17 protein-coding genes are annotated in these 19,752 nt (G+C 71.2%); 6 read left to right on the top strand and 11 right to left on the bottom strand.

From position 1 onward, the window contains the following. Positions 1–140: 140 nt before the first annotated feature. Positions 141–1,091: a heme o synthase gene (locus KLP28_15770; protein ID QWC84979.1), complete on the bottom strand. Its 951-nt coding sequence runs from the start codon at positions 1,089–1,091 to the stop codon at positions 141–143. A 231-nt stretch (positions 1,092–1,322) separates the two neighbouring features. Between KLP28_15770 and KLP28_15765 the strand changes: the two genes are divergently transcribed. Genes KLP28_15765 through pgl form a run of 4 tightly spaced genes read left to right on the top strand, consistent with a single transcriptional unit; the run spans position 1,323 to position 7,033 of the window. After that, on the top strand, positions 1,323–3,437 hold the full coding sequence (locus tag KLP28_15765) for a transketolase (protein ID QWC84978.1): 2,115 nt from the start codon (positions 1,323–1,325) through the stop codon (positions 3,435–3,437). A gap of 45 nt (positions 3,438–3,482) precedes the next feature. Then, on the top strand, positions 3,483–4,607 hold the full coding sequence (tal, locus tag KLP28_15760) for a transaldolase (GenBank protein QWC84977.1): 1,125 nt from the start codon (positions 3,483–3,485) through the stop codon (positions 4,605–4,607). Then, positions 4,604–6,235 carry a glucose-6-phosphate isomerase gene (locus tag KLP28_15755; protein QWC84976.1) on the top strand — a complete coding sequence of 544 codons (1,632 nt, stop codon included), beginning with the start codon at positions 4,604–4,606 and terminating at the stop codon, positions 6,233–6,235. The genes tal and KLP28_15755 overlap by 4 nt, the downstream gene beginning before the upstream one ends. A gap of 57 nt (positions 6,236–6,292) precedes the next feature. Further along, positions 6,293–7,033, top strand: coding sequence for a 6-phosphogluconolactonase (gene pgl / locus KLP28_15750; protein ID QWC87029.1), 741 nt, complete (start codon positions 6,293–6,295; stop codon positions 7,031–7,033). Positions 7,034–7,094: 61 nt separating this feature from the next. Here pgl and KLP28_15745 read toward each other — a convergent pair whose 3' ends face one another. The 9 genes from KLP28_15745 to uvrC all read right to left on the bottom strand — a co-directional run bounded on the left by KLP28_15745 (position 7,095) and on the right by uvrC (position 15,982). Further along, positions 7,095–7,454: an RNA polymerase-binding protein RbpA gene (locus KLP28_15745; GenBank protein QWC84975.1), complete on the bottom strand. Its 360-nt coding sequence runs from the start codon at positions 7,452–7,454 to the stop codon at positions 7,095–7,097. Between the two features lie 119 nt (positions 7,455–7,573). After that, entirely contained in the window at positions 7,574–7,801 is a 228-nt protein-coding gene (secG, locus tag KLP28_15740) for a preprotein translocase subunit SecG (protein QWC84974.1), read from the bottom strand. A gap of 54 nt (positions 7,802–7,855) precedes the next feature. Next, positions 7,856–8,626 carry a triose-phosphate isomerase gene (gene tpiA, locus KLP28_15735; GenBank protein QWC87028.1) on the bottom strand — a complete coding sequence of 257 codons (771 nt, stop codon included), beginning with the start codon at positions 8,624–8,626 and terminating at the stop codon, positions 7,856–7,858. Positions 8,627–8,661: 35 nt separating this feature from the next. After that, positions 8,662–9,876 (bottom strand): phosphoglycerate kinase, encoded by a 1,215-nt coding sequence (locus KLP28_15730; GenBank protein QWC84973.1) that lies wholly within the window; start codon positions 9,874–9,876, stop codon positions 8,662–8,664. Positions 9,877–9,880: 4 nt separating this feature from the next. Beyond that, positions 9,881–10,876 carry a type I glyceraldehyde-3-phosphate dehydrogenase gene (gene gap / locus KLP28_15725; protein ID QWC84972.1) on the bottom strand — a complete coding sequence of 332 codons (996 nt, stop codon included), beginning with the start codon at positions 10,874–10,876 and terminating at the stop codon, positions 9,881–9,883. Between the two features lie 118 nt (positions 10,877–10,994). After that, positions 10,995–11,981 carry a DNA-binding protein WhiA gene (gene whiA / locus KLP28_15720; GenBank protein QWC84971.1) on the bottom strand — a complete coding sequence of 329 codons (987 nt, stop codon included), beginning with the start codon at positions 11,979–11,981 and terminating at the stop codon, positions 10,995–10,997. 83 nt (positions 11,982–12,064) lie between these two features. Continuing rightward, the gene (gene yvcK / locus KLP28_15715) at positions 12,065–12,991 is read right to left on the bottom strand and encodes a uridine diphosphate-N-acetylglucosamine-binding protein YvcK (protein ID QWC87027.1); all 927 of its coding nucleotides are present in this window, start codon (positions 12,989–12,991) and stop codon (positions 12,065–12,067) included. Between the two features lie 64 nt (positions 12,992–13,055). After that, the gene (gene rapZ / locus KLP28_15710; GenBank protein ID QWC84970.1) at positions 13,056–13,982 is read right to left on the bottom strand and encodes an RNase adapter RapZ; all 927 of its coding nucleotides are present in this window, start codon (positions 13,980–13,982) and stop codon (positions 13,056–13,058) included. Then, positions 13,982–15,982 carry an excinuclease ABC subunit UvrC gene (gene uvrC / locus KLP28_15705; GenBank protein QWC84969.1) on the bottom strand — a complete coding sequence of 667 codons (2,001 nt, stop codon included), beginning with the start codon at positions 15,980–15,982 and terminating at the stop codon, positions 13,982–13,984. The genes rapZ and uvrC overlap by 1 nt, the downstream gene beginning before the upstream one ends. A gap of 77 nt (positions 15,983–16,059) precedes the next feature. On the opposite strand from uvrC, the gene KLP28_15700 reads away from it, so the two are divergent. Then, positions 16,060–17,112, top strand: coding sequence for a GNAT family N-acetyltransferase (locus KLP28_15700; GenBank protein ID QWC84968.1), 1,053 nt, complete (start codon positions 16,060–16,062; stop codon positions 17,110–17,112). 18 nt (positions 17,113–17,130) lie between these two features. Here KLP28_15700 and pgm read toward each other — a convergent pair whose 3' ends face one another. After that, positions 17,131–18,771, bottom strand: a complete 1,641-nt coding sequence (gene pgm / locus KLP28_15695; GenBank protein ID QWC84967.1) for a phosphoglucomutase (alpha-D-glucose-1,6-bisphosphate-dependent) — start codon at positions 18,769–18,771, stop codon at positions 17,131–17,133. A gap of 59 nt (positions 18,772–18,830) precedes the next feature. Between pgm and KLP28_15690 the strand changes: the two genes are divergently transcribed. Further along, the gene (locus KLP28_15690) at positions 18,831–19,736 is read left to right on the top strand and encodes an NAD(P)-dependent oxidoreductase (protein ID QWC84966.1); all 906 of its coding nucleotides are present in this window, start codon (positions 18,831–18,833) and stop codon (positions 19,734–19,736) included. The last annotated feature ends 16 nt before the right edge of the window (positions 19,737–19,752 follow it).

The following is a 19,752-nucleotide window of genomic DNA, read 5'->3' as shown; positions in this document are numbered from 1 at the left end:
CGTCAGGGAGACCGAGTCGCGAGTCTTCGACGGTGATGTGGCTGCTCCGCATGCTCCCGGCGACGCGCGAAGCCGCCACAACATGGGGTTACATGCCGGGTCGCGTGCCGGGTCGCGTGCCAGGTTGCACGCCCATGGGGTCAGCGCGAGATGAGGGGCTCCAGCGCCACCGCGACGAAGAGCAGTGAGAGATACATGTTGGACCAGTGGAACAGCCGCATCGGCTTGACGACGCTCAGCTCGTCCGAGTGCCTCGCCCGGCGCAGCAGCAGGTGCGCCTCCACGAGGAACGCAGCACCCAGCACCACCGCGGCCGACGGGTAGAACCAGCCGGTGTCGGCCACCGGCCACAGCAGCAGCGAGACGCCGACCATCACCCAGGAGTACGCCACGATCCGCTGCCCCACGGTGCGGGCGTCGGCGACGACGGGCAGCATCGGCACGTCGACCTGGGCGTAGTCCTCGCGGTAGCGCATCGCCAGCGCCCACGTGTGCGGCGGTGTCCAGAAGAAGACGACCGCGAACAGCACGACCGGGGCCCAGGCCAGCTCGTTCGTCACCGCGGTCCAGCCGATCAGCGCCGGGAAGCAGCCCGCGAGACCGCCCCAGACGATGTTCTGCGTCGTGCGTCGCTTGAGCACCATCGTGTAGCCGAAGAGGTAGAACAGCTCGGCGGCCAGTGCCAGCACAGCGGACAGGGGATTCACCAGGAACCACAGCAGCGCGGTCGCCAGCACCCCCAGCGCGACGCCGAAGACGAGCGCCGACCGTGGCGTCACCACGTGCCGGGGAAGGGCGCGCCGGCGCGTACGCCGCATCTGCTCGTCGATGTCGCGGTCGTAGACGCAGTTCAGCGCGTTCGCAGAGCCTGCTGACAGCGTGCCGCCGACCACCGTGGCGACCACGAGCCCCAGCGCCGGGACGCCGCGCTGGGCGAAGAACATGACCGGGACCGTGGTCAGCAGCAGCAGCTCGATGACCCGCGGCTTGGTGAGGCCGACGTACGCCGCGACGACGTCCTGCCAGCGCGCGCGCACGGGCGCGTCGGGGCTGGTGGTGCCGGTGCTGACACCGGTGTCGAGCGTCGCCACGCCTGGGGAGCCTCACGGTCGGGGACGGGCGCCGGTCGTGCTGGAGAACGGCGCCGGATCAGGTCTCCTGAGTCTATCGGCCCCCGCACGGACCCGTCTGCCCGGCGACCCCCGATCGCAGGTGGGGTCCGACACAGGATTGGGTAGGGCTCGAACAGCGCGGGACGCCTCCTCCACCGGGCTGTCCCCGACCAGACATCGACCACGGCACTCCCGTACGGAAGGACTCCCGTGAGCATCCCCTCCCCCCTGAAGTGGACCGACCTCGACGACCGCATCGTCAACACCGTCCGCGGTCTCGCCATGGACTCCGTGCAGAAGAAGGGCAACGGGCACCCCGGCACCGCCGTGAGCCTCGCCCCGGTGATGCACATGCTGTTCCAGAAGGTCATGCGCCACGACCCCACCGACCCGGGCTGGATCGCCCGCGACCGGTTCGTCCTCTCCTGCGGGCACTCCTCGATCTCGCTCTACAACCAGCTCTACCTCGGCGGCTTCGGCCTGGAGCTGGAGGACCTGAAGTCGCTGCGCACGTGGGGGTCGAAGACACCCGGCCACCCCGAGCTCGGCTACACCGCGGGCGTCGAGACGACCACCGGACCCCTCGGCCAGGGCATCGGCAACGCGGTGGGCATGGCCATGGCGCAGCGGCGGCTCAAGGGCATGCTCGACCCGAACGCGGGCGACGGCGCCTCGCCGTTCGACCACCACGTCTACTGCCTCGCCTCCGACGGCGACATCGAGGAAGGCGTCTCGGCCGAGGCGTCCTCGCTCGCCGGCACGCAGCGCCTGGGCAACCTCACCCTGATCTACGACAAGAACCAGATCTCCATCGAGGACGACACCTCCGTCGCGCTCAGCGAGGACGTCGCCGCGCGCTACGAGGCCTACGGCTGGCACGTGCAGCGCGTCGACTGGACCACCGCGGGCGAGGACGGCGGCTACAAGGAGGACGTGCAGGCCCTCCACGACGCCCTGAAGGCCGCCGAGGCGGACGAGCGTCCGAGCTTCATCGAGCTCTCCACGATCATCAGCTGGCCGTCGCCGAACCTGCAGAACACCGGTGACGCCCACGGCTCCGCGCTGGGCGAGGACGAGGTGAAGGCCACCAAGGAGCTCATCGGGCTCGACCCCGGGGCCACCTTCGCCGTCTCCGACGACGTGCTCGAGTCGACCCGCGGTCTGCAGAAGATGGGCCGGGAGGCCCGCGACCTGTGGCAGGCCGACTTCGAGGACTGGAAGGCCTCCAACCCCGACGGCGCAGCGATCCTCGACCGGCTCTCGACCCACAGCCTCCCCGACGGCTGGGACGCCGACCTCCCCACCTACGAGGCGGGCAAGGGCGTCGCCTCCCGCAAGGCCTCGGGTGAGGCGATCAACGCGATCGCCGCGCACATGCCGGAGTTCTGGGGCGGCTCGGCGGACCTCGCCGGGTCGAACAAGACCACGATCGACGACGCGACCTCCTTCATCCCGAAGGACCGGTCCTCGGACATGTTCACGGCCGACCCGTACGCGGGCCGCGTGCTCCACTTCGGCATCCGCGAGCACGGCATGGGCGCGGTCCTGAACGGCATCTCCGCCCACTCCGGCACCCGGGTCTTCGGCGCGACGTTCCTGGTCTTCAGCGACTACATGCGCCCCTCGGTGCGCCTGGCGTCGCTGATGAAGCTCCCGGTCACCTACGTCTGGACCCACGACTCGATCGGACTCGGCGAGGACGGCCCGACCCACCAGCCCGTCGAGCACCTGGCGTCGCTGCGCGCGATTCCGCGGCTCTCGGTGGTCCGCCCCGCCGACGGCAACGAGACCTCGGCAGCGTGGAAGGCGGTCATGGAGCACACCGACGGCCCCTCAGGCCTGGTGCTCTCCCGCCAGGACCTGCCGACCTTCCCGCGCGGGGAGGACGGGTTCGTCGACGCCGCCGGCATGACCGAGGGCGTCAAGCGGGGTGCCTACACCCTGGTCGACGCCGAGGACGGCCAGCCCGACGTGGTCCTGGTCGCCACCGGGTCCGAGGTGCAGCTCGCCGTCGAGGCGCGTGAGCAGCTCGCCGCCGACGGCGTCAGCGCCCGCGTCGTGTCGATGCCGTGCCGTGAGTGGTTCTTCGAGCAGGACCCCTCCTACCGCGACCAGGTCATCCCCCCGCAGGTCAAGGCCCGTGTCTCCGTCGAGGCCGGTGTGTCGCTCGGCTGGCGGGAGATCGTCGGCGACCACGGCCGCAGCGTCTCGCTGGAGCACTACGGGGCCTCGGCGGCGTACGAGAAGCTCTACGAGGAGTTCGGCATCACCACCGCGGCCGTCGTCGCCGCAGCCCAGGACAGCCTCGCCGCCGCCCGGACCTGAGCGTCCGCGCCCCGATCGCACACTCCACAGAAAGCAGGAGGAACCATGACCAACCCTCTCGCCCAGCTCTCGGACCTCGGCGTCGCCGTCTGGCTCGACGACCTCTCACGCTCGCGCATCCGCAGTGGCGGGCTCGCCGACATGATCCGTGAGGACCACATCGTCGGCGTGACCACGAACCCGTCGATCTTCGCCAAGGCGCTCGCCGACAGCGATGCCTACGTCGACCAGGTGCGCGAGCTCGCGCAGTCCGACGTGGATCTCAACACCGCGATCGAGGAGATCACCACCACCGACGTGGCTGAGGCGTGCGACGAGATGGAGCCCGTCTTCGAGCGCACGCGCGGCAAGGACGGCTGTGTGTCCATCGAGGTCTCCCCGCGGCTCGCCCACGACACCGAGGGCACGCTTGCCTCGGCACGCACGCTGTGGAACAAGGTCGACCGCGAGAACCTGTACATCAAGATCCCGGCCACCGAGGAGGGTCTGCCCGCGATCACCCAGGCGCTGGCCGAGGGCATCAGTGTCAACGTCACCCTGATCTTCGGGCTCGACCGCTACGAGCAGGTCATGCGCGCGTTCCAGGACGGCATCAAGCAGGCCCACCGCAACGGTCAGGACCTGTCCTCCATCAACTCGGTCGCGTCCTTCTTCGTGTCCCGCGTCGACGTCGAGATCGACGACCGACTCGAGAAGGCGGGCGCCGACGAGGGCCTCAAGGGCAAGGCGGGCATCGCGAACGCCCGCCTGGCGTTCCAGCGCTACGAGCAGTTCTTCGACACCGAGGCGTGGGCAGAGCTGAAGTCCGCCGGCGCCAACGAGCAGCGCCCGCTGTGGGCCTCGACCGGTGTGAAGAACCCCGACTACCGCGACACGATGTACGTCGTCGACCTCGCCGTGGACGGCACGGTCAACACGATGCCCGAGGACACGCTGCGCGCGGTCGCCGACCACGGTGAGATCCAGGGCGACCGGGTGCACGGGCACTACGACGAGGCGAAGGCACACATGGACGCCCTCGCCGAGGCCGGCGTCGACTACGACGACGTGATCGCCGTGCTCGAGAGGGAGGGCGTGGAGAAGTTCGAGGACGCCTGGGGCGATCTCGAAGGGTCCGTCCAGGAGCAGCTGGACCGCGCCAAGAACGGCGGCACGGGTGGTGCCGCGTGACCGGGACCCGCGTCCACGTCCACGCCGCGGTCCCGGAGGCGCTGGGCGCGACGATCGAGCAGCTCGTCGCCGACCAGGTGGCCTCGGGCATCGCCGCCCAGGACCCCACCCTGTGGGGGCCCGACGCGGAGGACGAGGCCGGCAAGCGGTTGTCCTGGGTCGACCTGCCCGAGCAGTCCCAGCACCTGGTGCCCCGCATCACCGCGCTGCGACAGACGCTCACCGAGCGGGGCGTACGCCGCATCGTGCTGTGCGGCATGGGCGGCTCCTCGCTCGCCCCCGAGGTGATCTGCGCAGCCCACGGCGTCGACCTGGTGACCCTGGACTCCTCCGAGCCCGACATGGTGCGGGCGGCGGTCTCGACCGATCTCGCGAGCACCGCGGTGGTGGTCTCCTCCAAGTCCGGCAGCACCGTGGAGACCGCCTCGCAGAAGCGTGCCTTCGAGCAGGCCTTCCGTGAGGCGGGCATCGACCCGGCCGACCGTGTCGTCGTCGTCACCGATCCGGGTTCACCGCTGGAGCGGGAGGCCACCGAGGCCGGCTACGAGGTCTTCCACGCCGACCCGGAGGTCGGGGGACGCTACTCCGCCATGACCGCCTTCGGGCTGGTGCCGTCCGGCCTGGCCGGAGCCGACATCCAGGGCCTGCTCGACGAGGGTCGTACCGTGCTCGACCAGCTGCGACTCGACGCGGCCGACAATCCCGCGGTGCAGCTCGGCGGCCTGCTGGGACTGGCCGCCAACGGTGGGGTGGACAAGCTCGTGCTGGCGGACGCCGGAGCGTCCTTCGCGCGCATCGGCGACTGGATCGAGCAGCTGGTCGCCGAGTCCACGGGCAAGCACGGCAAGGGAATCCTGCCCGTCGTCGTCGAGTCGGCGTCCGCACCGAACTTCGTTCCGTCCACGACCGACTCGGTGCTGGTCGCCACCGGGCCCGACGACGTGCTGGCGGGCACCTCCCCCGCGTCGGGCTGGGCAGCTCGCATCGACGCGTCGCTGGGCGCGCAGATGGTGCTCTGGGAGTTCGCCGTCGCCGTCGCCGGGCGGGTCATCGGCATCAATCCCTTCGACCAGCCCGACGTCGAGTCCGCCAAGGCAGCGGCGCGGTCGATGCTGGACGGGGGTGACGGGACGGGCTCCGAGCCGGACGCCGTCGACGGTGACATCGAGCTGCGGACGCCCGGGGGCTGGGCCGCCGAAGAGTCGACCGACACCCTCGAGGAGGCGCTGCGCGCGCTCCTCGCGCAGCTCGACCCCGCCCGCGGCTACGTCGCCGTCATGGCCTATCTCGACCGGCACGCGCTCGGAGAGCTCGAGCGCATCCGTGCCTCGTTGGCGACGCGCACGGGTCGTCCGGTCACGTTCGGCTGGGGGCCCCGCTTCCTGCACTCCACCGGACAGCTCCACAAGGGCGGTCCCGCCGTGGGGGTGTACCTGCAGATCACGGGTGAGCCCACCGCCGACCTCGAGGTCGAGGGTCAGGACTTCAGCTTCGGGCGACTGGTCGCCGCCCAGGCTGCCGGCGACGCCGGCGTGCTGGCCGACGACCACGGTCGGCCGGTGCTCCGCCTCCACCTGCGCGACCAGAGAGGCGGCATCGACCGACTTCTCGCCGCGGCGGAGGGCTGACCCGTGACCTCGACGCCCACCGGGCCGGGGGCACGCCCCGCCGGAGTCACCGACGAGGTGTGCGCCGACGCCGACACCCTCGCGACCGCGGTCGCCGAGGCCCTGATCGCGCGCATCGCCGAGCTGCAGACCCCGGACCGCATCCCCTCGGTGGTGCTCACCGGCGGCAGCATCGCGCGGCGCATCCACACCGAGGTCGCGCGGCTCAGCGGCGCGGGGCACGAGCCCGCCGTGGACTGGCGCCGCGTCCGGCTCTGGTGGGGTGACGAGCGGTTCGTCGCCCGTGATCACGACGAGCGCAACGCGGCCCAGACGTACGCCGACCTGCTCGACCACGTCGACATCGATCCGGACCACGTGCACACGGTCGGTGCGACCGGTGAGGTGCGCGACGTCGAGGCGGCCGCCGAGGCGTACGCGGCCACGCTCGCCGCCCACGGCCCGGAGACGTTCGACCTGGTGATGCTCGGGCTGGGTCCGGACGGCCACTGCGCCTCGCTCTTCCCCGGCCACGCCGCCCTCACCGAGACCGACGCCACGACGGTGTCGGTCACCGACTCCCCCAAGCCGCCACCCGAGCGCGTGTCGTTGACGTTCCCTCGTCTCAACGCCGCGGACGCGGTCTGGTTCCTCGTCAGCGGCGAGGAGAAAGCGGACGCCTGTGCTCGGGCCCGCCGGGACCAGGTCGGCCTCGCCGGCCTGGGGTCGGACCAGGTGCGGCAGACCCCGGCGGCGGGGGTGCTGGGGCGGAGCGAGACCGTCTGGTGGCTCGACGAGGCAGCCGCCGGACACCGTTGACCCGTCACACACGACGGGCCGGACACCTCGCGGTGTCCGGCCCGTCGTCGTCTGCGTCTGGTCAGAAGATGATCTCGCCGCTCTTGCGCTTGCTGCGCAGCGTCTTCACGGCCTCCTCCAGGATGACCTTCGCCTCGCCGTCCGATCGGCGCTCCTTCACGTACGCCAGATGGGTCTTGTAAGGCTCGATCCTGGGAGCCGGCGGCGGGTTGTCCGCGTCGGTGCTTGTCGGCAGCCCGCAGCGCGGGCAGTCCCACGACTCCGGCACGGCTGCGTCGTGCGCGAAGGCGAGCGCGGTGACGTGACCGTTGGCGCAGAAGAACTCGACCTCCTGCCGAGGAGCGGCGTGGCCTCGCTCCGCCTCGCCCATCGGTCCGGCGCCGACTCGGCTGCCCCTGATCGCGTTTCCTGCACCTGCCACCGTCGAGCTCCTCGTGTGCCGTGGGACGTGTTGCCTCGCAGCGGCCGTCGTGCGGGGCGCCGCAGGAGCACGCTAGTCGGTGTCGGTCCCCGGGTGAACCGCGGGCCCGCGTGTGTTGCCTACTTGTTGAGGAGGCCGATGCCGATGACGCAGGCGCCCCACACGACGCCGGTCATGACGGTGAGACGGTCGAGGTTGCGCTCGGCGACCGAGGAGCCGCCCAGACCGCCCGAGACGCCGCCGCCGAACATGTCGGACAAGCCGCCGCCACGCCCCTTGTGCAGCAGCACGAGGAGGATCATGAGGAGGCTGGTGGCGAAGAGGAGGACGGTCAAGGCGATACGCACGGTGCCTGATCCTACGCGACCCCGGGCCCCGGACCCACGTGCGCCCCGCTCGAGCTAGAGCACGGGCATGTCGCGGAAGCGGCAGATGCCCGCGAAGTCCTCGGCGTCGAGGCTGGCACCGCCGACCAGTGCACCGTCGACGTCGGTCTCGGCCATGATGCCGGCGACGTTGGCGGGCTTGACCGACCCGCCGTAGAGGACGCGCAGCCCCTGCGCCGCCTCGTCGCCCAGACGCTCCGCCACGTCGGCGCGGATCGCACCGCAGACCTCCTGGGCGTCCGCCGGCGTCGCGGTCTCGCCCGTGCCGATCGCCCAGACGGGCTCGTACGCGACGACCATCCCGGCGACCTCGTCGGCGGAGAAGCCCTCGAGCGAACCGCGCACCTGCGCGAGCACGTGGGGCACCTGCTCACCGGCCTGACGCACCTCCAGCCCCTCACCGACGCACACGATCGGTGTCATGTGCGCGTCGAGGGCCTTGCGGGCCTTGGCCGCGACCAGCGCGTCGTCCTCGGCATGGTTGTCGCGGCGTTCGGAGTGCCCGACGACGACGTAGGAGCAGCCGAGCTTGGCCAGCATCGAGGCAGAGACCTCGCCCGTGTACGCCCCCGCGTCGTGCGCCGAGACGTCCTGCGCGCCGTACGCGATCGTCAGACCGTCACCGTCGACGAGCGTCTGCACGCTGCGGATGTCGGTGAAGGGAGGGATCACGGCCACGTCGACCGTGCCGTGGTCGAACTTCTTGTCCGCCAAGGTGAAGGCCAGCTTCTGCACCAGGTGCACGGCCTCGGCGTGGTTCAGGTTCATCTTCCAGTTGCCCGCCATCAACGGGGTGCGGCCCGTGGCCACGCTCCTGGTGCTCACTGGTCGTCCTCCAGCACGTCGATCCCGGGAAGGTCCTTGCCCTCGAGCAGCTCGAGGCTCGCGCCGCCGCCCGTGGAGATGTGGCCGAAGGCGTCGTCGTCGAAGCCGAGCGTACGGACCGCCGCCGCCGAGTCACCGCCGCCGACGACCGACAGACCCTCGACCTCGGTCAGCGCCGCCGCGACCGCCCGGGTGCCACCGGCGAACTCCTCGACCTCGAAGACACCCATGGGTCCGTTCCAGAACACCGTCGCCGCCTCGCGGATGCGCGCGGCGAACGCCTCCCCGGAGTCGGGGCCGATGTCCAGACCGATCTGGTCGGCTCCGATGGCGTCGGCCGGCACCGTCTCGTGCTCGTGGGGGCCGTCACCGGAGGGGAACGAGGTGCCCACGACGACGTCGGTGGGCAGCACGATGTCGACCCCGGTCTCCTCCGCACGCCGCAGGTAGTCCCGGCACGTCTCGACCTGGTCGGACTCCAGCAGGCTCGAGCCGACCTCGTGCCCCTGGGCCTTCAGGAACGTGAAGACCATGCCGCCGCCGATGAGCAGCGTGTCGGCCTTGCCCAGCAGGTTGTCGATGACCCCGAGCTTGTCGGAGACCTTCGACCCGCCGAGGACGACGACGTAGGGCCGCTCAGGGTCCTCGGTCAGCCGCCGCAGGACCTCGATCTCGGTCGAGACCAGCCCGCCCATCGTCGAGGGCAGTCGCCGCGCGACGTCGTACACGCTCGCCTGCTTGCGGTGGACGACGCCGAAGCCGTCGGAGACGAAGCCGTCGGCGAGGGCGGCGAGCTTGTCGGCGAACTCCCCGCGCTCGGCGTCGTCCTTGCTGGTCTCGCCCGGCGCGAACCGGACGTTCTCCAGCACGAGCACGTCGCCGTCCCCCATCGCCAGGGCCGCCTCGGAGGCCGAGGCACCCACCGTGTCGTCGGCGAACGCGACGTCCCGTCCGAGCAGCTGCCCGAGCCGCGCCGCCACCGGCCGCAGGGAGTACGCGGGGTCCGGCTCGCCCTTCGGCCGGCCGAGGTGCGCGCAGACCAGCACGCGGGCGCCGGCATCCGAGAGCTCCCGGATGGTCGGCACGCTCGCGCGGACGCGGCCGTCGTCGGTGATGCGGGCACCGTCGAGCGGCACGTTGAGGTCGGAGCGGACCAGGATCCGCTTGCCGGCCAGGCCGCCCAGGGCCTCGGACAGCTGCTGGAGGCTCACCGGCTCAGAGGCTCGTGCCGACGAGCTCGGTGATGTCGACGAGGCGGTTGGAGTAGCCCCACTCGTTGTCGTACCAGCCGACGACCTTGACCTGGTTGCCGATGACCTTGGTCAGCGGCGCGTCGAAGATGCAGGACGCGGGGTCGGTGACGATGTCGGTGGAGACGATGGGGTCCTCGGAGTAGCGGAGGAATCGTCCGTCGGCTGCCTTCTTGATGATCTCGTTGACCTCCTCCACGGAGGTCTCGCGGGACGCCTCGAAGGTCAGGTCGGTCGCCGACCCGGTCGGTGTCGGCACGCGCAGGGCGTAGCCGTCGAGCTTGCCCTTCAGCTCGGGCAGCACCAGACCGATGGCCTTCGCGGCGCCGGTGGACGTCGGCACGATGTTGATGGCCGCCGAGCGGGCGCGGCGCATGTCCTTGTGCGGGGCGTCGAGCAGGTTCTGGTCGCCGGTGTAGGCGTGGATCGTCGTCATCAGGCCTGTGACGATGCCGAGCCCGTCGTTCAGGGCCTTCGCCATCGGCCCGAGGCAGTTCGTGGTGCACGACGCGTTCGAGATGATGTGGTGGTTCGCGGCGTCGTAGTCGCCGTCGTTGACCCCCATGACGATGGTGACGTCCTCGTTCTTCGCGGGCGCGGAGATGATGACCTTCTTCGCGCCGCCCTCCAGGTGAGCCTTCGCCTGCTCGGCGTCGGTGAAGATGCCGGTGGACTCCACCACGACGTCCACGCCGAGGTCGCCCCACGGCAGTGCACCCGGGTCGCGCTCGGAGAAGACCTTCAGCAGCGTGCCGTCGACGGTGATGCCCTCCTCGGAGGCGGAGACCTCGGCGTCGAGGCGACCCAACGTCGAGTCGTACTTCAACAGCGTCGCCAACGAGGCGTTGTCGGTCAGGTCGTTGACGGCGACGATCTCGATGTCGGCGCCGAGGACCCGCACCGCCCGGAAGAAGTTGCGGCCGATGCGGCCGAAGCCGTTGATGCCCACGCGTACGGTCACGGTGGTGTGCTCCTGTCGAGGTCGGGATCGAGGCACGGTCCGTCCTGAGGGACCGGTTCGACCCTAGCGCTCGACGGCCGCACGAGGCACCCCGGGCTGAACGGCCACGGGCCGCCGGTCAGGCCTCGTCGGCCAGCATCTCCTCGGTGAGCGCGGACTCCGTGCCGGGGATCCCCAGCTCGGTCGCGCGCTTGTCCGCCATCGCGAGCAGCCGTCGGATGCGGCCTGCGATCGCGTCCTTGGTGAGCTGCGGGTCGTGGAGGCGACCCATCTCCTCGAGGGAGGCCTGCTTGTGCTCCAGGCGGAGGCGGCCGGCCTGCCGCAGGTGGTCGGGCACCTCGTCACCGAGGATGTCCAGCGCACGCTCCACACGAGCCCCCGCGGCGACGGCCGCGCGGGCCGAACGGCGCAGGTTGGCGTCGTCGAAGTTGGCGAGCCTGTTCGCGGTCGCCCGGACCTCGCGCCGCATGCGCCGCTCCTCCCACGCCATGAGCGCCTCGTGGGCACCGAGCCGCGTCAGCATCGCGCCGATGGCGTCGCCGTCGCGGATCACGACGCGGTCGACGCCGCGAACCTCGCGCGACTTCGACGCGATCTGGATGCGGCGGGCAGCACCGACGAGGGCCAGGCCTGCCTCCGGACCGGGGCAGGTCACCTCGAGGCTGGAGGAACGACCGGGCTCGGTCAGCGACCCGTGCGCGAGGAACGCACCGCGCCACGCGGCGACGGAGTCGCAGACGGAGCCGTTGACGACGTGCGGAGGCAGGCCCCGGACCGGCCGGCCCCGCTGGTCGAGCAGACCCGTCTGGCGGGCGAGGGCCTCGCCGTCGCGGACGACGCGTACGACGTAACGAGACCCTCGACGGATGCCGTTGCCGGAGACCATGCCGAGGTCGGCGACGTGGCCGTACACCTCCGCGATCTCCCGACGCAGACGCCGGGCAGCGGCGCCCGTGTCCAGCTCGGCCTCGACGACCACGCGCCCGGACACGATGTGCAGACCGCCGGCGAAGCGGAGCATGGCCGTCACCTCTGCCTTGCGGCAGCACGTCCTGCTGACAGGGACAGCTGCCAGCTCGGCCTTGACCTGAGCGGTCATCGCCATGATGCGAGCCTCCGGTGGTCTCGGTGCAGACCGGTCGTCGGTGAGAGGAAGGATCCCGTCCTGTGGGAGGGACGCCGCACAGACTACGACCCTCCCAAGATCTCCGTGAAGGCACGGGCGAGCTTCACGGGGTCGTGCGCGGCGGCGCCGTCGTCGTGCCTGACGTCCCTCACCACCAGCTCCGCGCCCAGCCGCTCGACCATGGCGTCGAGCCCGCGGTCGCGGCCGACGCTGCTGGGGTCCGCGAGCACGACGTCGAGTCGCAGGTCAGGAGCATGGTCGAGCAGCGCGCAGAGATGATCGGCGGCCGAGTAGCCGTCGGTCTCACCCGACTGCGGCGTCAGGTTCATCACCACCAGGCGACGGGCGTCGGCCTCCACCAGGGCGGATCTGAGGTCGGGGACCAGCAGGTGGGGGATCACCGAGGAGTACCAGGACCCGGGACCCAGCACGAGCCAGTCGGCCGCCCCCACGGACTCGACGGCCTGGGGGCAGGCGGGCGGGTCGTCGGGGTGCAGGGCTATCGACACGACCTCCCCGGGCGTCAGGGCGACCTGCTCCTGACCCCGGACGGTCGTGACCGCCTCCGGTGCGCCGGGGTGCTCCCCGCGGACTCGCGCGGTGATGTCGAGGGGTTCCAACGACATCGGCAGGACACGTCCCTCGACGCCCAGCAGCCGGGCCACCCACTCCAGCCCGAGCACGCGGTCCCCCATCAGGTCCCACAGGCCCACCATGAGCAGGTTGCCGACGGCGTGCCCGCCCATCGGACCCTCGCCGGGGAACCGGTGCTGCATCAACCGCGCCCAGGTGCTGCCCCACTCGTCGTCGCCGCACAGCGCGGACAGCGCCATGCGCAGGTCGCCCGGCGGCAGCACGTCGTACTCACCGCGGAGCCGGCCCGAGGAGCCGCCGTTGTCGGCGACGGTGACGACCGCGGTGAGGTCGTCGACCACGCGACGCAGCGCCGACAGCGAGGCCGCCAGACCGTGGCCGCCGCCGAAGGCCACCACCCTGCGCGGGAGGAGTCCGTCGCCGGACCAGCGGGCCGGCGCGGGCCCCGCGCCCGGGCTCTCACTCACGGCCGAGGTCCCGGTGCACCGCGACGGCGTCCATGCCGGTGCCGCGCAGTCGCAACGCCATCTCCTCGGCCATCGCGACGCTGCGGTGCTTGCCGCCGGTACACCCGACGGCCAGGGTCATGTACCGCTTGTTCTCCCGCAGGTAGCCCCGTCCGACCGTGCGGACGACCTCGACGTACTGGTCGAGGAACGTCTGCGCCTCCGGGCGTTCGAGGACGTACTCGCTGACTGCCTCGCTTCGGCCGTTGAACGGCCTCAGCGCGGGCACCCAGTACGGGTTGGGCAGGAAGCGCATGTCGGCGACGAGGTCGGCGTCGACCGGGATGCCGTACTTGAAGCCGAACGAGACCACCGTGATCCGCAGCCGTGTCGCACGGTCGCTGCCGAAGAGGTCCGCCATCTTGCTCGCCAGCTGGTGCACGTTGATCGAGGAGGTGTCTACCACGACGTCCGCGACGCCCCGCACGCTCGCCAGCAGGTTGCGCTCGGCCTCGATGCCGTCGAGCAGCCTGCCTCGTCCCTGCATCGGGTGCGGCCGGCGGGCGGCCTCCTGACGTCGGACGAGCACGTCGGTGTCCGCGTCGAGGAAGACCAGCGTCGTGTCGCGTCCCGACACGTCCTGCGCCAGCTCGTCGAGGTGGGACTCGAAGAACACACCCGATCGCACGTCGAGCACGACCCCGACCGGGAGCGTGGGACCCGAGGACTTGTCGACCAGGGACACGACCGCTCCGACGAGCTCGCTCGGGAGGTTGTCGACCACGTAGTAGCCGAGGTCCTCCAGCGCCTTCGCCGCGGTGCTCCGCCCGGCGCCGGTCATGCCTGTGACCACCACGAGGCTGCCCGGGTCCCCCGCCGGGGCCGGACCGGTGCCCGGACGGCACAGGGTCGGGTCGGACGCGTCGTCGTCCTCGGCCATCAGTCCTCCTCGATCTCGCCGGTCGCGGTGTTCACCCGCAGGCCGGGCTGCGTCCCCTCGGCTGCAGGTGCATCCTTGCCCACGCTGACCGCCGAGGCGATCGCCTCGGCGGTGCGGGGACCGATGCCCGGCACCTCGGCGATCTGCTCGGGTGTCGCGGCCCGCAGCTTCCTGAGCGACCCGAAGTGCTTGAGCAGCGTCTTGCGCCGCACCTCGCCGAGCCCCGGGACGTCGTCGAGCGCGGACTCCACCATCGTCTTGGAGCGACGCGATCGATGGTGGGTGATGGCGAAGCGGTGGGCCTCGTCGCGGATGCGCTGCAGCAGGTACAGACCCTCGCTGGAGCGCGGGAGGATCACCGGGTCCTCCTCGGCGGGCAGCCAGACCTCCTCCAGGCGCTTCGCGAGTCCGCAGACGGGCACGTCGTCGATACCGAGCTCGTCGAGGGCACGCTGTGCCGCAGCGACCTGCGGCGGTCCGCCGTCGACCACGAGCAGCCCGGGGGCGTACGAGAACTTGCGGGGTCGCCCGGTCTCCGGGTCGACCAGCATCGGTCCGCCGTCCTCCGATACGGACGGAGGACCGTCCACCTCGCCGAGCTCGGCCCGCTCGTCGAGGAGGCGGCGGAAGCGCCGGGTGACGACCTCGTGCACGGACGCGACGTCGTTCTGCCCGTCGACGCCGCGGACGACGAACTTGCGGTACTCGCCCTTGCGCGGCAGGCCGTCCTCGAAGACCACCAGGGAGCCGACGACCTCGGTGCCCTGCAGGTTGGAGATGTCGATGCACTCGACGCGCAACGGTGCGCCGGGCAGGTCCAGCGCCTCGGCGATCTCCTCCAGGGCGAGGTTGCGGGTGGTGAGGTCCGAGGCGCGCTTGGTCTTGTGGAGCACCAGGGCCTGCTTCGCGTTCTTCGCCACGTTCTCCATCAGCGACTTCTTGTCGCCGCGCTGGGGCACCCGGATCGCCACCCGCGACCCCCGGCGCTCGGCGAAGAGCTGCTCGAGCTCGGCGTGGTCCGGTGGCAGCGCCGGCACCAGCACCTCGCGCGGGAGGGCGTCGGCGTCGTCGGCGTACAGCTGCAGCAGGAAGTCCTCGACCAGCTGCGCGGAGTCCGACTCCTCGACGCGGTCGGCCACCCACCCCCGTTGACCTCGGACGCGCCCGCCGCGGACGTAGAAGATCTGGATCGCGACCTCGAGGGGGTCCTCGGCCATGGCGATGACGTCCGCGTCGGTGCCGTCGCCGAGCACCACGGCCTGCTTCTCGAGAGCCCGGTTCAGCGCCCCGAGGTCGTCGCGCAGCCGCGCGGCCCGCTCGAAGTCCATCTCGGCGGACGCGGCGTACATCTGCCTCTCGATGCGCTTGGTGAACTGCGCCGTGGACCCGGCCATGAACGAGCAGAAGTCGTCCACGATCTCGCGGTGCTCGGCCGGCGAGACCGACCCGACGCACGGGGCGCTGCACTTGTCGATGTAGCCGAGCAGACAGGGGCGCCCCACCTGCTGGGACCGCTTGAACACCCCGGCGCTGCACGAACGCATCGGGAAGACCCGCAGGAGCGTGTCGACGGTGTCCCGGATCGCCCAGGCGTGGCTGTAGGGACCGAAGTAGCGCGTGCCCTTGCGCTTGGCACCCCGCCCGACCATCACCCGCGGGAACTCCTCCCCCGTCGTCACCGCGAGCCAGGGGTAGGACTTGTCGTCGCGGTACTTGACGTTGAAGCGCGGGTCGTACTCCTTGATCCAGGAGTACTCCAGCTGCAGGGCCTCGACCTCGGTGCCGACCACGGTCCACTCGACCGAGGACGCCGTACGCACCATCGTGGCCGTGCGCGGGTGCAGCGCGGTGATGTCCTGGAAGTACGAGGACAGCCGGGCACGCAGGTTCTTCGCCTTGCCGACGTACACCACGCGACGCTGGTCGTCGCGGAACCGGTAGACGCCGGGATCGGTCGGGATGGAGCCCGGGGCCGGGCGGTACGTCGACGGGTCGGCCACGGACTCCACCCTACGGAGAGCCCTCCGGGATCGGCCAAGCAGCGCCGCAGGCGTCCGGTCCTCGCTAGCGTGGCGGCATGGACCTCGTGCCGGGCGTCGACCGCGACCTGTGGAGCGACCTCGCGCTGGCGTCGCAGAACGTCTTCGCGACCCCCGAGTGGCTCGAGACGTGGTGGCGGCACTACGGCAGCGGTGAGATCGTCTCGGTCCACGACGACCGGGTGGTCCTGCCGCTCCACGTCACCGGCGGTCTCGTCAGGCAGCTGCGCTTCATCGGCAGCGGGCAGTCCGACCAGCTGGGCCCGGTGTGCGCGCCGGAGCACCTGCCGCACGCGATCGACATGCTCATGGACGTCGCCGCGCGCGAGAAGGTGGACGTCGTGCTCGTCCAGGACGTACCGGTGCAGGACGAGTGCTGGGACCGTCTGCACGGCACCCGGCTGCGCCTGACCGCATCCCCTGTCACCTGCTTCGACGAACGCTTCAACGACCCCGGCGAGGCCGAGGTCAAGGATGGTGTCGAGGCGTGGGAGCGCTTCGTCGCATCCCGGTCGCGCAACACGCGCGGACAGCTGCGCAAGAAGCCCGACCGGTTGCGGTCGGAGTTCGCGGACGTGGCGTATCGCCTCGCCGACGTCTCGACCGTCCACGGCGACCTGGACCGCCTGCTCGAGCTGCACGAGGACCGGTGGGAGGGCGAGACCCCGCTCGCCTCCGAGCAGCTCCAGGCCTTTCTGCACGACTTCGTCGACGTCGCCCGCGAGCGGGGATGGCTGCGGCTGACCAGCCTCGAGCTGGACGGCACGGTGCGCGCCGCGCAGCTCGACTTCCGCTACGGCGACCACGAGAGCTGCTACCAGGTCGGGCGGGATCCCGCCTACGACGAGCACTCCCTCGGCTACGTCCTCATGGCGCACTGCATGGAGGCGGCCGTCGCGGACGGCGCCCGCGAGTTCCGGTTCCTCCGGGGCAACGAGTCCTACAAGTACCGCTTCGCGACCCACCACGGCGACGTCCACGGTCTCGCGGTCGCGCGCACCCTCAGGGGCAAGGCAGCCGTCAAGGCAGCCACGTTGCGCGACGAGCCCGACGAGTCACCCGTCACCGAGCTGCCCGCCCGGCCCCGCTGAGCCCCGGGCTGCGGGAGGTCAGGAACCGAGGACGTCGGCGACGATCTCCTGCGCGGCTGCCTGCACCTGCGCGAGGTGGTCGGCGCCGCGGAAGGACTCGGCGTAGATCTTGTACTTGTCCTCGGTGCCCGAGGGTCGCGCCGCGAACCAGGCGCTCTCCGTGGTCACCTTCAGGCCGCCGATCTCCGCGTCGTTGCCGGGCGCACGGGTGAGCCTCGCGGTCACGGGCTCCCCGGCCAGCTCCTCGGCCGTGACGTCCTCGGGGCTCAGCGCCTTCAGACGAGCCTTCTGGTCGCGGTCGGCCGGGGCGTCGAGGCGTGCGTACGCCGGCTCGCCGTGCGCCGCCACGAGGGAGGCGTACCGCGCGCTCGGCGTCTCCCCGGTGCGTGCCGTGATCTCCGAGGCCAGCAGCCCGAGGACGATGCCGTCCTTGTCCGTGGTCCACACCGACCCGTCGAAGCGCAGGAACGAGGCCCCCGCGGACTCCTCGCCGCCGAACCCGATCGACCCGCCGAGCAGTCCGTCGACGAACCACTTGAAGCCGACCGGTACCTCGACGAGGTCCGCCCCGACGTCCCGGGCCGCCCGGTCGATCATCGAGGAGCTGACCAGCGTCTTGCCGACCGAGGCCGCCGGCCAGTCGGGGCGCGCCCCGCCGAACAGGTACCCGATCGCCACCGCGAGGTAGTGGTTCGGAGCCATCAGACCGGCGTCCGGGGTGACGATGCCGTGGCGGTCGGCGTCGGCGTCGTTGCCGGTGGCCAGGTCGAACTCCCCACGCTGCTGCACCAGGGAGGCCATGGCGTCGGGAGAGGAGCAGTCCATCCGGATCTGCCCGTCGCTGTCGAGCGTCATGAACCGCCAGGTCGGGTCCACCAGGGGGTTCACGACGGTCAGGTCGATGCGGTGGCGGTCGGTGATCGCGCCCCAGTAGTCCACGGCTGCTCCGCCCAGTGGGTCCGCCCCGATGCGGAGACCCGCGTCGCGCACGGCGTCGAGGTCGACCACCGCGGGCAGGTCGTCGACGTAAGTGCCGAGGAAGTCGTACGCCTCCGCCGCGGCGCGGGCGCGCGCGAAGGGCACGCGACGCACGCCGTCCAGTCCGGCGCGCAGCAGGTCGTTGGCACGATCCGCGATCGCCGCGGTCACCTCGCCGCCGGCGGGTCCGCCGTGGGGCGGGTTGTACTTGAAGCCCCCGTCGCGCGGCGGGTTGTGGGACGGCGTGACGACGATGCCGTCCGCGGTGCCGCGTCCCTGCCCGTCCCCGCGGTTGTGCCGCAGGATCGCGTGCGAGACCGCGGGGGTGGGTGTCCAGCGGTCGTCGGCGTCCACGAGCACCGTGACGTCGTTGCCGACCAGCACCTCCAGCGCCGTCGCCCACGCGGGCTCGGACAGGGCGTGGGTGTCACGGCCGAGGAACAGCGGACCGTCGTACCCGTGCGCGGCGCGGTGCTCGCAGATCGCCTGGGTCGTGGCCACGATGTGGTCCTCGTTGAAGGCGACGTCGAGGCTGCTCCCCCGGTGCCCGGAGGTGCCGAACGAGACCTGCTGGGCCACGTCCTCGGGGTCGGGACGCAGCGCGTAGTACGACGTCACCAGGTGCGCGACGTCGACGAGGTCCTCGGGCTGGGCAGGGGTTCCGGCGCGGTCGTGGCTCACACGCCCACCCTTCCCGTCCGCGTACGCCTGTGCAACGTCGGGACGGGTAGGGGACCGACATGCGCATCTTCTTCACCGGAGGGTCCGGCAAGGCCGGACGTCACGTCGTCCCCCTGCTCGCCGAGCACGGGCACCAGGTCACCAACGCCGACCTCACCCCGCTGGGTCACCCCGGTGTCCACGACCTCAGGGTGGACCTCACCGACGGAGGACAGGTCTGGTCCGCTCTCCGGGCACCCGTGCACGGGGGCGAGCTGGAGCCGGGCGGCCCGGGCTACGAGCCGGCGTACGACGCGGTGGTGCACTTCGCCGCGATCCCCGCACCGTTCATCGCACCGGACTCCGAGACCTACCTCAACAACATCGAGAGCACGTTCCACGTGCTCGAGGCGGCCAGCAAGCTCGGGATCCCCAAGGTCGTCTTCGCCTCCTCGGAGACGACGTACGGCATCTGTTTCGCCGCCGGTGAGCGCAAGCCGCTCTACGTGCCCGTCGACGAGGAGCACCCGACGGTGCCCGAGGACACGTACGCGATGAACAAGGTCTGCAACGAGGTCACCGCACGGTCGTTCGCCCAGCGCACCGGGCACGACGTGTACGGCCTGCGGATCAACAACGTGATCGAGCCCCACGAGTACGCCGAGTCCTTCCCCGCCTACCTCGAGGACCCGTCGCTGCGACGCCGCAACGTCTTCGCCTACATCGATGCCCGCGACCTCGGCCACATGGTCCAGCGGTGCCTGGAGACCGACGGGCTGGGTTACGAGGTGTTCAACGTCGCGAACGCCGACATGTCGGTGGCCGCGAAGACCGACGAGATCATCGCGGAGTTCTACGAGGGCGTGGAGGTGCGACGCGAGATGGGCGCCGACGAGACCTTCTACTCGATCGAGAAGGCGCGAGAGCTCGTCGGGTACGAGCCGAAGCACTCCTGGCGCGACGTCCTCGCGGACCCGCGGGCCTAGGAGTCCCTGAGGAGTC

It is taken from the genome of Nocardioidaceae bacterium (assembly GCA_018672315.1).
In the GTDB taxonomy this organism is placed as follows: Bacteria; Actinomycetota; Actinomycetes; order Propionibacteriales; family Nocardioidaceae; genus TYQ2.
Note: the sequence above shows the minus strand (reverse complement) of the source record. Positions and strands in the feature narration are given on the sequence as shown.